Consider the following 13,255-nt stretch of genomic DNA (forward strand, 5'->3'; position numbering starts at 1 on the left):
GGTCAAGAACCATCATTTAGCTAAGTCGATTTCAGACGCGAGTTGGTATCAATTCACCCAATGGTTAGACTATTTTGGAAAAATTTGGGATAAAGCAGTTGTTTCTGTTAGCCCACATTTCACTTCTCAAGATTGTTCTAACTGTGACTTTAGAGTAAAAAAATCACTCAGTACCCGCACTCACAGATGCCCTAAATGCAAGACAGAAATTTGCCGCGATACCAACGCCGCATTGAATATCTTGAAAAAAGGTATGAGTATTTTGGGTGCTGAGTTTAATCAATACAGTACCGAAGGGCATTCGGAATCTGCCTCTTTAGAGGGAAAGCTTGGGGAGACTTCGATCTCTGTTGATGAGGAGAAATCCGATTCAATAAGTCGTGTCGATGAACCAAGAATTAGCAATAGCTAAGAATCCCCTTTCTTTAGAAATGGGGAGTATGTCAATGAAATAATTTTGGAAGTTTTTCTCTGCTCAAATGACCGAGATTTGTTGATTATTCTTCAAGCGATCAAAGAGGGCTAGAAGCCAAAGTGAAACCCTCAAGATATGTTGCGAATAGCTATTTCTCTAGAAATAAAAAGCTATAGTGACTTCTCATATAATCTGATAAACATCTTTATATTGAAACTCACAAAAAATCCTGATTGTTTAAAAGGCATAAATAAGTCAACTTGTCAAGTCAAAATATGACAGTTTATGAACTGCAATAAATGAAAACTTGTAAACACAGAAAGAACAGGTATATAGATAGGTGATCTTACTGATGCAATTAGTAAGATTGATACACCACTTAGTTAGTGTGATAGGGGGAGTTGTACAAATGAACGAGCTTAAGTTGCAAGAGCAAAGAAAATTTTCCGCTCAGATCAAGCCAAGCTGTAGAAATTTATATCAAGTTTTCATTCAAATAAAGAAAGCATAAATTTAAGCTAATCTCTCCAGTCAAACATTTAAGTTTGATCCCTTGGAACAGTTGATTTATGAAAAAATTGCCAGAGGCTATGTTTTGTATTAAATCTAACCAATTCAAAGTTTGAGGGGTGTAAAATTTTCTGAGAAACAGAGACTAGAGTTCTACAGAACCACCAAAAACTTGTAAAATTTTAGAGGGTTTCTAGAACCTAAAAAAGCTAGAAACTTAAAGATATTGGCACGCTTTAAATTTAGCTTTTGTAGCTAAATTCATTGAGAGAAGATACGCAAGCCAAAAAATTCCACCTGATCAGAGGCGGAGATTGTCCAAAAAATAAATTTTTCCTCCGAAACATTTCAGGAGGAATATCAGTCTTGAATGTAGTTTTCCTAAACCCACTGAAATGATGTTTTCTAATTCAGGCTCTACTCAAACCTCTTACTGTACTATTTCTACCCAACTTTTGCAAGACCCGGAACAGTTTCAAAAATCTCAAGAAACTTGTTTTTCTCTTGCTTCTCGTACCTCAAAAACAAACATTCTTGTTATTCTTGATGCCCAAGTCGAAGACTGCGAAAAGCTACAGAAAGGCGTTGTACCGCAAGCTAAGGTCATTCTTCTCGATAGAACCGAAGACGGAATAGAACAAATTACCCAAGCGCTGCGAAAATATACCGATCTTTCAGAAATTCATATCATTTCACATGGTAGTCCCGGATGCTTGCAACTGGGTAATACTCAACTCAGCCTCGATACCCTAAAACGTTACGCTAGTCAACTGCAAACTTGGTCAGTTCCCTCTTTAATTCTCTACGGTTGTCACGTCGCCGCCGGAGATGCAGGCGTTGAATTTATTGAAAAACTCCATCAAATTACTGGGGCGAAAATTGCCGCTTCCGCCAACAAAACAGGTGATTCTGCATTAGGAGGAGACTGGAACCTAGAAGTAAAAACCGATGAATTTAAGGTATCATTAGCGCTAACTTCAGAAGCGATCGCTCATTATTCTTCTGTTTTAGCTACTCCTATTAATAGCCTTGGGATAATAACACCAGACCCTATACCCGGTCCCCCCCCTGATGATCAAAGCTATAATGCTCCTGATATTACAGGAACCGAGATCACATACAACTTTCAACGGGGAGAGCCAAACCTTCGCATCGTTAATGGTTTTGTCGCTGAAAACGCAGAATTTCTAGCAGGAAGCATCCTCAACGACTTTGAGTTGAGACGAGTGGATAATGACAATATCGAAGGAAACCGCCAACTCCTGTGGTTTGAGCGAGACAGCCAAACCGCAGCAGAACTAAACTTGCGACCCCCTTTACCTAAACTTTCTGCGGAATTTCCTGATCGGGATATCATGGAAATTGCCTTATTTGATGACGTCATCAATAGAGGCACAGACAATATTTTTGCCAATGCAACAACGCAAAGCGACCAAAACATCAATAATATTGAACGGGTTGACTATATCGCAACCAACGGTTTGACTACATCTAATACAGCATCCGACTTAGATTCAGTCGGTTTTCTGATCTTAGAACGTGCAGGAAACGACTCGTTTAAAATTGCACCCATTCTTGCTCTAGATAACGGTGTACCGAGTGAGTATGGGGAGTTAGTTCTCATTGCAGAAGATGAATGGGGTGAAGATCAAAGCTTTACATTGGAGACATCAGTTTTACGTTCTGATAACTCAGGCGGATCACTCCAACGAAGCGCGGACGTTCCCCCTCAATCCGTTGGTGGTGTTTATGTCAGCTATACAGATTTAGGTGTCCTAGCTGGTGAGACTTTCTTTGGATATTCGTTGTTTGCCAATGATGTCAATGGAACTCCCGAGCAGTTAGTTGATTTCACAAACGCAGCTGTTTTCCCAACAAATACGAATGAAGCAGATGGGGGCTTAGACCTCATCGCAGGTGGAGTTGTCTATAGTAAAGTCCTAGTCTCAATTAGTGATGCGACTCCGGTTAATGAAGGTGAACCTGCCACATTTACCGTAAGTTTGCAGGGAGCGACTACGACGGATGTCACCGTAACCGTAGAGTATACCACCCGCGACATAACAGCAACAGCAGGTGATGACTATACACCAATCACAACAACAATTCCCATTCCTGCCGGAGAGACCTCGGCCACCATCCCCGTTGACACCCTCCCGGACCAGATAGAAGAACCCGATGAAACCTTTAGTGTCATCCTCACCAGCACCAGTCAAGGTTTTATTGGAGATACAGAAGGAATTGGCACGATTGTTGATGTTCCTCCGACCACAGCCAACCAACCCCCTGTCGCAAATAATGCTACGGGTAACACTCGGTTTGGTGTTCCGACAGATCCAATTCCCTTAGTGATTACCGATCCAAATGAGAACGAAGATCTGACAACGATTGACCTTGTTCCGGACACTGACGAAATAGAAACAACCCGACAGATAATAGATGAACAAGGACAAATACAAGGGACATTTGAGCTACAACCTCTAGTTGAGAACCAACCTCCAAACGTTATCTTTACACCCGCCCCAGGGTTTCCCGGACAAGCAGACCCGATAACCATCACCTACACTGTTGCAGATAAATTGGATGCGGTTTCAGATCCTCCAGGGACAATTGCTGTCACAGTTACCCCCAATCAACCCCCGACGGTCTTTGATGTTGCACGCGATGATCGCATTCCAAACAATAGTAACCCCATTCCCTTACCTTTAATCGAAGGAACAGATTTCTTCGATGATGATGAGATTGTTAGCATCACATTCACCTTACCTCCAGCCGAACAGGGTGTTCTGTTACTCAATGGTGAGGAAGTTACAGACCCCGCCCAACTGGAAAATTTACCGATCGATCAACTAGGGAATGTCACCTTCCAGCCTAACCCTGAGTTTACAGACGAAGGCGAAAATGTCAATGTCAGGTTTACTTACACAGTTACAGATAACGACGGGGCGAGTTCAACCGCAAATATTACCATTCCCATTAACCAAGCCCCCATTGCAGAAGATGCAGAAGCCCGTACCCGCATTGGTATTGAAGTCCCTGTTAATCTTGTGGTTAGCGATCCTGATCCTGATGGAGAAGTGGATCTCAACACCATTGACCTCAATCTAGGCCTAGTTGGAATACAACCAATCTTTACCGTTGAAGGAGGAACATTTAGAGTTGTTGAAAATCAACCCAGCGTTCTGTTTACCCCGGTTCCCGAATTTACCGACGAATTTACGGGCGGAATCGTTACCATACCCTACACCATTCAAGATAATTTACGTGCAACTTCTGCCCCAGCTAATATTAGCGTCCGAGTTAATCAACTTCCCGTTGCAGACGATGTTATAACGGATTCTACCCTCAACGTGAGTCCGGTGGCTATACCTTTATCTACGGCGAATTTCCGTGATCCCGATCCCGATGGCACTGTAGAAACCATCAGCTTTACATTACCCACTCCTGCACAGGGTCTTTTGTTGTTGGACGGTGTAGCGGTTACTGACGCCACTCAGGTACAAGATTTAACACTCGATCAACTCGATAACCTGACATTTCAGCCTAATCTTGCATTTGCGGGTAATGCCTCCTTTAGTTATACGGTGACAGACAATGATGGGGATATCTCTAATGTTGCGAATATAACGATTCCCATTGTTCCCTTATCTGTCCCCAGTTTTCCAGATCCTGTGAATTTGCCCCCACAAGCACAGGATAAAACGGAAACCATTACCAATGATGGCAGCACTTCTAATCTTCCCCAACTGATTGCCACAGACCCCGATGGTACAGTTGAGTTCTTGACAATCGTTGAATTACCCCCCAATGGCATCCTATTCCTCAATGGCGAAGAAATCACCAGTTTGGATCAAGTTTCACGTCTAACTGCTGAACAAGCCGGACAACTCAGCTTTCAACCTGACCCCAACTTTATCGGTGAAGCCAGTTTCACCTTCACCGCAACCGATAACGACGGCGCTGTTTCTAACATAGCGACAGTACGGCTAAACGTGGAGGAAGATGCTGTCTTTCCTCCCAATCAACCCATTGATGATGGCGGTTGTGACTGTCCTCCGTTACCCGAATTTGCTGGGATTGATCTCCCAAATCGTCCTTCCGTTATTCCCAACCCCTCAAATGTAGAACAACCCATTATCGGTTCTGCGACGGAAGACACCCTCCGAGGAACTTTAACAGATGATGAAATTCTCGCCTCTGTAGAAACTGCCGTTATTATTGGCTTTGAGGGAAATGATACCGTTTTTGGCACCACAGGCGATTTACTCATCTTCGGTGACGAAGGAAGTGACTCTCTGTTTGGAGATTTTGGTAACGATACCATTATTGGGACGAATGGTGCAGGTAGCGGGATTTCTGTCGGAGATGTGCTTGAACAAGATATCATCTACGGCAACGAAGGAAATGATATTCTTCAGGGTGGCCCCGGAAATGACACGATTTTCAGTGGGGAACAAGATGATTTTACCTTTGGCGGTCAAGATAATGACATCATCTTAGGGGATTTGGGCAATGATACCCTCTACGGCGATCAAGGCGATGACTCGATGTTGGGCGATACCGTTGATGAAGAAGAGATCGAACCCGAACGGGGTTTAAATGGCGTTCTTGACTTGATGTGGGGCGGTGCAGGCGATGATTCCATTAATGGCGGTCGCGGTAATGATACCCTCAGTGGTGGGGATGGAAATGATGACGTTCGTGGGGGTAAAGAAGACGATCTCGTTTATGGTGAAGCGGGAGATGACTTACTCTACGGGGACTTAGGCAATGACCACCTCTGCGGTGATGAAGGCAACGATACCATCTATGGCGATATCAATGATAATGTCAACTTTGCTGATACCCCTGGACAAGATACCCTCTGTGGCGGTATTGGAAATGACCTGATGTTTGGAAATCAAGACAATGATCGCCTCTGTGGGGGAGAAGATAGCGATACTCTCTATGGGGGGTTAGGCGAAGATACTCTCTATGGAGAATTAGGCGATGATTGGCTGTTTGGCGATGAAGGAAATGACCTATTATTTGGGGGAAGTGGTAGCGATCGCTTTTTGATCTTCTCCAATGAAGGTATCGATACCATCGGTGATTTCCAACTGGGGACTGACTTCATTGCTTTAGGAGGAGGCTTAACTTTTGACCAGTTAACTTTCACTCAAGAGGGAACCTCGACAATTCTCAGTCTTGACGGTCAACAGTTAGCAATTCTCAATAATATACAGGTGAGCGCTTTAACGGAAAGTAGCTTTACCGCTCTGGTTAACTAAGCTGTTATCCTGACAACAGCGATCGCGATTAGCGGTTGTACTGATCAACGATAGCGCGATCGCTGTTAACTGGTGTTCAATCTTAACGAGGTATCTGATGTGACTCGATCTCCCTACACCCAGAAACAGATTTTTTCCTACCTGTTTGCGGTGATCACGACCATCACCCTATTAGTATGGATTCTTAGAGGTTTACAAGTCCTGGCTTTTTTACCGGGGGTGATTATCTGGATACTGTTAGTCCTGTCTATTGCGACTGGTGTTTTCCGCCAGGTTAGCCGATAGCAGAAGATATCGATTGATTGGTGATCGACTAGGATATAGACGAAATTTGCCAGATTGCGCTAGTATATTGGTTAGCAATATTGAAATCTATCCTCAGAGGTGAGGGATAATCCGGTAAAATTAAGAATAAATGCTTATGGGTCAACCCCTATAGTGGGAGGAAAATTCCTAAATCCCGGTCTGAAAAGAGACCTATATTGGACTCTGAGCGATATATGATTAGGAGTTCATCCCTTCCAGAAACTCAATCAAGGTAGGTGCTTGACTCTTCAGCTCAAAAAAGCCTAATACCTGACTCGAATCTGTTCGAGTTGGGTTTAAACCTGGAAACAGATTGCAGAGTAGAGCAAGTAATCAGGCTGGGGCAGAGAACAATAGCAGGTATGTGCTGCTGAGGCTGTTCCAAAACTGACCTAACCGTGATCTAAAGTGACTCTATGATTGTTTCCATTTTTGACTGATAAGCCTGATAGCTGTAGTTTCCAGTATAATCAGCTTCTGTGACGCTCAATTTGAATCGTTTCTGTACTCGGTTAAGTCAGCAAAATTCCTCGAAAGACTGTAGTAGAGCAGTTTCAATCCCCTTTCGAGGGTAATCCGCTCAGTTTTCCAGATCGACCAAGGAATCAAAAAGCTTCTTTGAGAACAGGAACGTTTGAATTTAACTTAGCTATAACACTCAAATCTTGCCCCCTAAGCGTGAGTTTTGAGAACACTTTAGCAAATAATCAAATGTTGTTGTAGAAGAGTAAGGAGAAACAATGACCCAAGTTATCCTGGGTGAAAACGAACAACTCGAATCAGCATTGCGCCGCTTTAAGCGCGAAGTCTCAAAAGCGGGTATCTTAGCAGACGTGAGAAAGAAGCGTCACTTTGAAACCCCTCCCGAAAAACGTAAGCGCAAAGCAATTGCCAACCAACGTCAAAGACGCGCCATGCGTAAAAAGAGGATGTTTTAAAGAAGAAGATCACTTCAACGATTCCATCTCTAAGTTTTGATTGCCCCTTATTGTTCTGTGCAGAAATGAGGGGTATTTCATATCTGTTTAAAAAACCACCAAGACAGTAAGACACCAAGGTAGAAATTCTTTGTGCCTTTGGGGTTATTATAAACTATCAAAAAAACACTAAAAGTCAGTAAATATTCGTGAATTTTTAAAAGTCTGGAACCTCAGAATGGTTAACCTCAGAATGACTAATCATGGTGGCGGGTTGAGTGGGAATAGACGCAATAATCGCATCCAACACTTTACCCACTGAGATAATTTCCATTCCCAAATCAGCCGGATTTTGACCTTTAGGAATAATGGCTCGTTTAAAGCCTAATTTTGCGGCTTCCCGTAACCGTAATTCTAACTGAGAAACGGGCCGAACTTGACCGCCTAATCCCACTTCACCTAATAAAATTGTACGCGGATCAACGATGCGATCGCGAAAACTGGCAACAATGGCGATCGCAATTCCTAAATCGGCTGCGGGTTCATCGACTTTCAATCCTCCCACGGAAGCTACATAAGCATCTAATTTTGATAAGGGAATTCCGACTCGTTTTTCTAAAACGGCTAAAATTTGTAATAATCGACTGCTATCAACTCCGGTAGTCGCCCGACGGGCTGAACCGTAACTGGCGGGACTCACTAAAGCTTGTATCTCTACAACAATTGGACGAGTTCCCTCCATCGAAACCACCGTTGAAGTTCCGGGGGCGAAATCTTCCCGATTTCCTAAGAACAATTCCGATGGGTTGAGAACTTCCATTAAACCATCAGCTACCATTTCAAATACCCCGATTTCTTGAGTGGCGCCAAAGCGATTTTTCATCGAACGTAATAGCCGATGAGAGGCGAATCGATCCCCTTCAAAATACAACACGGTATCCACTAAATGTTCTAAAACTCTCGGCCCTGCCAAAGAGCCATCTTTGGTGACATGACCCACAACAAACAGGGTAATATTTTCGCGTTTAGCTACCTGCATTAAAGCCGAAGTACATTCACGCACCTGAGCTACCGAACCGGGAGCGGATGTTAAACTGGCAAAGAAAATCGTTTGAATACTATCAATAATCGCTAACTTAGGTTTAAGAGATTCTAATTCTCTTAAAATCATTTCTAAATCGGTTTCAGGAAGGAGATATAATTCGGGTTCGCTTTCTTCTACTTTTTCTGGAGAGGGATTTCCGTTATTGCCATTTGTTGTTTCTGCTTTGGAAGTCTGAGCGGATTGTTTTTTGGAAAGCTGAGACTTTATTTCTTCTGTAAACGGATCATTTTCAGCTTGAGGGTTCGACGATGAAGATTCTGGCGGTTGAGAGTCGCCATTGTGAAAATCTACCTCTTCGGGTTTTGGCCCAACACCCAAACGCTGCGATCGCAATTTTACTTGTTGTCCTGATTCTTCGGCTGAAACATACAATACCCGAGTTTTTTGAGATAAAGTATTCGCCACCTGTAACAATAAGGTAGACTTGCCAATTCCGGGTTCTCCACCAATTAAAACCAAAGAACCGGGTACAATTCCGCCTCCCAAGACGCGATCAAGTTCTCCATAACCGGAAGACATCCTCGACTGGGTTTGATCAGCAATTTGAGATAACTTAAACGAAGATCTCGGTTGTCCTGACGATACCGAATCAACTTTAGCGGTAGTCCCTTCTTCTAAGCTACTCCAACTAAATCGTTGTAGGGAAGGGGGGGTTTTGGGTTCAACTTGTTCCTCTAAAGAGTTCCAAGCGTGACAGCTTGGACATCTACCAAAATATTGAGGAAACTCTGCCCCGCATTCGTGACAAACATATTGGATTCGCGGCTTTGGCATTGCTTAAAATAGATTGAACTAGACAGATTGAGCAATGAAGTCTAAAATGGATGCGATTTTGGGAAAAAGCAAAGGAGCAAATTGCTTCTGTGGGATTTGAGGTTCCTGTTCACCGAGATCTGATCGGAAAAACTCAAGAATTGAACTGAGTTCAAGGAAAAAAATGTAAAATTATACTTCATTGTAATTTTACTAGAAATCCGCCAGAAAGCCTCATTCCCTTGTGGGTGAGGATGAATGGCGGGAGAAAGGGAGGGTTCGATACCCTCTCTTTCTCCAGTGGATGCCGACACCCAATCTTAGTTTATGGTAAGATACAAACCATAAATCTAAAGCTGGATAAATGCTAGTTCTTGAAGCCAAGTTATACGGAAAATCTGAGCAGTTCAAAATCATTGATGAGATGATTTTGACTGCTCAGTTCATTCGTAATCGTTGCATCCGTCACTGGATGGACAACAAGGGCATAGGGCAGTACGACTTGTCTGCCCTTACCAAAGACTTGGCTAAAGAATTTGCTTGGTGTGGGAAACTCAATTCTAGTGCTCGTCAAGCTTCCTCTGAAAGAGCCTGGGCTAGCATTAAGCGTTTTTACGATAACTGTCGCCAAAAAGTTGCAGGGAAAAAAGGCTTTCCACGTTTCAAGAAGAATGTACGCTCAGTTGAATTCAAGGTAAGTGGTTGGAAGCTATCTGAGAATAGAAAACAAATCACATTCACCGATAAATTCAAGGCTGGTACATTCAAACTACGGGGTGGTTATGACCTTAATTTCTACTCAATAAACCAAATCAAGCGAGTCAGAATTGTCAGACGTGCTGATGGTTACTACGTGCAACTATGCGTCAATGTAGAGCGCAAGATTGAACATAAGTTTACGGGGAAGGTTACTGGCATTGATCTGGGCTTAGAGTCGTTTTATACCGACTCAGATGGCAACCGTATTGAAAACCCTAGATTGTTAAGGAAATCAGAGAAACGCCTTAAAATCTTACAAAAACGGGTTTCAAAGCGACAAAAGGGAGGAGAGAACAGAAATAAGGCTAAACAGAAATTAGCGAGTCTTCATCTGCGAGTAAGTAGGCAGCGTAAAGACTGGTTGGTTAAACTAGCCAGTGCGTTGGTAGCGTCTAATGACCTCATTGCTTACGAGGACTTGCAGGTGAAAAATTTAGTGAAAAACCATCATTTAGCCAAAAGTATTAGTGATGCCAGTTGGTCAATATTCACTAACTGGGTTGATTATTACTGCAAAATACATGGAATTGTTTGTGTAGCTGTTCCACCTCAGTATACCTCTCAAGACTGTAGTGGTTGTGGAGAGAAAGTCAAAAAAACGCTCAGTACCCGAACTCACAAATGTAAGTGTGGAACTGAGCTTCATCGCGACCACAACGCCGCATTGAACGTTCTGGCTAAGGCATTAAAAATGTTAGGACTAGAATATCAAACTACCGTTGGAAGAACGGAAAGTCACGCTTGGGGAGAAACCAGCCTCTATCTAATTCAGGAAACTGATTTAGACAAGCTGATTCGTTGAGCCAAGAATCCGCGTCCCCTTGTGGGCGCGGAGCTTCAATGGAAAACCTTTATTCTCTAGTTTTTTATTCCTATCCGGTCTGAGCGGATGACATTTGTGCCAGCCTTGCCCTTAAGCTAAGTTAAACTGAGAGAATTCTTGCCAGTTCTATAAATGATAGAGTAAAAAAATAAACACATTTGTCAAACAAAGTGTGATAACACAGACAACCTGCTCTGTTGTAGACTTGAAATTCCGTTGTCAACGGCAGAGAGTCTAGACAGGGTTGTATCAAAAACGTAGCTTAACGTAAACGTTGGGATTGGTGAAGTCAATTGGAAAATCATAAAGAAAAAATACTGGTTGTGGATGATGAAGCCAGCATCCGTCGGATTCTGGAGACACGCCTCTCGATGATTGGCTATGATGTGGTCACGGCAGCCGATGGAGAGGAAGCTTTAGAAACCTTTCGCAAGACTGACCCGGATTTAGTCGTCTTGGATGTGATGATGCCGAAGCTAGATGGTTATGGGGTCTGTCAAGAACTCAGAAAAGAATCCGATATTCCCATCATTATGTTAACGGCTTTGGGGGATGTAGCGGATCGAATTACGGGCTTAGAATTAGGCGCCGATGATTATGTTGTTAAGCCCTTCTCTCCCAAGGAATTAGAGGCGCGGATTCGATCTGTATTGCGTCGGATTGATAAAAATGGGGCTTCGGGGATTCCCAGTTCGGGGGTCATCCAGGTAGCGACGATTAGGATTGACACGAACAAACGCCAAGTCTACAAGGGTGATGAACGCATTCGTTTAACCGGAATGGAGTTTAGCCTTTTAGAATTGTTAGTGAGTCGTTCGGGTGAACCGTTTTCTCGTTCAGAAATTTTACAGGAAGTTTGGGGATATACTCCTGAACGTCATGTCGATACCAGGGTTGTGGATGTTCACATCTCTCGCTTGCGAGCTAAATTAGAAGAAGATCCCAGTAACCCGGAGTTGATTCTCACCGCACGCGGTACGGGTTATCTGTTTCAACGGATTATAGAACCGGGAGAAGTCGGATAATTCACCGGATTTTGATGAGTCACGAATCACGCCAAAATGCCTAAATCTGACCCCAATCGAGTGCTGCGACTTCTGCCTTTGTTAGTGGGCGGATTAGGGGGAACGTTATTACTGATCAATCGCACTCTCACCCCGGAGATATTGGACTCACAAGCGCGTTCTGATGCTTTAGGGGTGATATTGAGTGCTGTACTGATTTTAACGGGCTTGCTGTGGCAGCAAGTTCAACCTAAATCTCCCGATGCGGTGACTCTGATCGGTGAAACGGGATTTGATCTCAAATCCGATTTGCCCGATGAGGTTAAGACTGAATTGGCTTGGGCTTCTCATCTGTTGTTAACCAATACTGTAACTCGATCAGTCGTTGTTTTTTATCAAAACCAAGTGTTGCTGCGACGGGGAGTTTTAGGAAAAAATCCTCAAGTTCAACCTGGCCCTATTCTTCAACGAGTCTTAGATAAACAAAAACCTGTTTATTTGGTGAATCTCGCGCTTTATCCCGGTCGAATTGAGTTTGATTATTTACCCGAAAATACACAAGGGGTTATTTGTCAACCGTTAGGAAATCGAGGGGTTTTGATTTTGGGGGCAAATGCACCTCGCAGTTATACCCAACAAGATGAAAAATGGGTTGAAGGAATTGCCGATAAATTGGAAAATACCCTCAGTCAACGCTCAATCTAAATACAATGATTAATAGTGCAGTTTGAGAAGTAACCCCAATGTTAGTTTTATACTGGATTCTGGTTGTAGTCATGCTGGTCGGGATTATCGGAGCCGTTGTTCCCGCTCTTCCCGGTTCTAGCTTGATTTTAGGTGCGATTTTAGTTTGGGGTGTTGTCAACGGGTTTAGGGATGTGGGTTTAGCCTTGGGGGTGACAATCGCTGTACTCTTGATCAGTGTAGGGATTGACTTTCTCAGTGCTTACTTGGGGGCGAAACAGGCAGGGGCTAGCCGTTGGGGACAAACGGGAGCGATGATCGGGTTGGTTCTGGGGTTTTTGGGGTTTTTACCTGCTTTACCGTTTGGTGGGCCTCTGCTGGGGATTCTGATTGGGCCGTTATTAGGGGCAATCGTGGGTGAGTTTCTCTATCGGAAAGATTTAGCATTTGAGGCTAGAATTAAGCTGGCATTTAAAGCATCAATTGGAATTGTTGTTGGATCGTTTGTGGGAAATCTGATTGAAGGCATTCTCGCTACCGCTTGTGTCGTGGTATTTTTAGTCACAACCTGGCCTTATAATCTGTGACTTCTCCCAACACCAAAACTTCGTTTATGGTACGGACATTGCTTAACCTCACAGTTAAGAGTTCCTGCGTTGCACTTACCTAGTTTCCCCCGGTAGTACGCAGTCAGCAGGCGGTTTTCTTT

Annotated in this window: 9 protein-coding genes; 8 read left to right on the forward strand and 1 reads right to left on the reverse strand. The window is 43.5% G+C overall.

Annotated elements, in window-relative coordinates; genetic code table 11:
• From VB836_RS29910 to rpsU, 4 genes are all read left to right on the forward strand, one after another.
• A partial coding sequence (locus VB836_RS29910; protein WP_323225160.1) for an RNA-guided endonuclease InsQ/TnpB family protein occupies positions 1-412 on the forward strand: 412 nt, incomplete at its 5' end.
• 908 nt (positions 413-1,320) lie between these two features.
• Entirely contained in the window at positions 1,321-6,195 is a 4,875-nt protein-coding gene (locus VB836_RS29915; protein WP_323225162.1) for a DUF4347 domain-containing protein, read from the forward strand.
• A 99-nt stretch (positions 6,196-6,294) separates the two neighbouring features.
• Positions 6,295-6,480, forward strand: coding sequence for a hypothetical protein (locus VB836_RS29920; RefSeq protein WP_200906361.1), 186 nt, complete (start codon positions 6,295-6,297; stop codon positions 6,478-6,480).
• A 761-nt stretch (positions 6,481-7,241) separates the two neighbouring features.
• Complete coding sequence (gene rpsU / locus VB836_RS29925) at positions 7,242-7,439, forward strand: 30S ribosomal protein S21 (protein WP_046281223.1); 198 nt, start codon at positions 7,242-7,244, stop codon at positions 7,437-7,439.
• Positions 7,440-7,635: 196 nt separating this feature from the next.
• Here rpsU and radA read toward each other — a convergent pair whose 3' ends face one another.
• The gene (gene radA, locus VB836_RS29930; RefSeq protein WP_046281224.1) at positions 7,636-9,297 is read right to left on the reverse strand and encodes a DNA repair protein RadA; all 1,662 of its coding nucleotides are present in this window, start codon (positions 9,295-9,297) and stop codon (positions 7,636-7,638) included.
• 343 nt (positions 9,298-9,640) lie between these two features.
• On the opposite strand from radA, the gene VB836_RS29935 reads away from it, so the two are divergent.
• The 4 genes from VB836_RS29935 (at position 9,641) to VB836_RS29950 (ending at position 13,133) form a co-directional block, all read left to right on the forward strand.
• Positions 9,641-10,837 carry an RNA-guided endonuclease InsQ/TnpB family protein gene (locus VB836_RS29935; RefSeq protein ID WP_046281225.1) on the forward strand — a complete coding sequence of 399 codons (1,197 nt, stop codon included), beginning with the start codon at positions 9,641-9,643 and terminating at the stop codon, positions 10,835-10,837.
• Between the two features lie 314 nt (positions 10,838-11,151).
• Positions 11,152-11,883, forward strand: a complete 732-nt coding sequence (gene rpaB / locus VB836_RS29940) for a response regulator transcription factor RpaB (protein WP_046281226.1) — start codon at positions 11,152-11,154, stop codon at positions 11,881-11,883.
• 36 nt (positions 11,884-11,919) lie between these two features.
• Entirely contained in the window at positions 11,920-12,567 is a 648-nt protein-coding gene (locus VB836_RS29945; RefSeq protein ID WP_046281227.1) for a cofactor assembly of complex C subunit B, read from the forward strand.
• Positions 12,568-12,605: 38 nt separating this feature from the next.
• A complete protein-coding gene (locus VB836_RS29950; RefSeq protein WP_323225166.1) occupies positions 12,606-13,133 on the forward strand; it encodes a DUF456 domain-containing protein in 528 nt (175 codons plus the stop codon).
• Positions 13,134-13,255: the final 122 nt, after the last annotated feature.

It is taken from the genome of Limnoraphis robusta BA-68 BA1 (genome assembly GCF_034932365.1).
Classification (GTDB): Bacteria; Cyanobacteriota; Cyanobacteriia; order Cyanobacteriales; family Microcoleaceae; genus Capilliphycus; species Capilliphycus robustus.

Excerpts from the sequence above, each read along its gene's own strand:
- VB836_RS29915 (WP_323225162.1), top strand. The coding sequence starts at position 1,321 with ATGATGTTTTCTAATTCAGGCTCTACTCAAACCTCTTACTGTACTATT.
- rpsU (WP_046281223.1), top strand. The coding sequence starts at position 7,242 with ATGACCCAAGTTATCCTGGGTGAAAACGAACAACTCGAATCAGCATTG.
- radA (WP_046281224.1), bottom strand. The coding sequence starts at position 9,297 with ATGCCAAAGCCGCGAATCCAATATGTTTGTCACGAATGCGGGGCAGAG.
- VB836_RS29935 (WP_046281225.1), top strand. The coding sequence starts at position 9,641 with ATGCTAGTTCTTGAAGCCAAGTTATACGGAAAATCTGAGCAGTTCAAA.
- VB836_RS29945 (WP_046281227.1), top strand. The coding sequence starts at position 11,920 with ATGCCTAAATCTGACCCCAATCGAGTGCTGCGACTTCTGCCTTTGTTA.
- VB836_RS29950 (WP_323225166.1), top strand. The coding sequence starts at position 12,606 with ATGTTAGTTTTATACTGGATTCTGGTTGTAGTCATGCTGGTCGGGATT.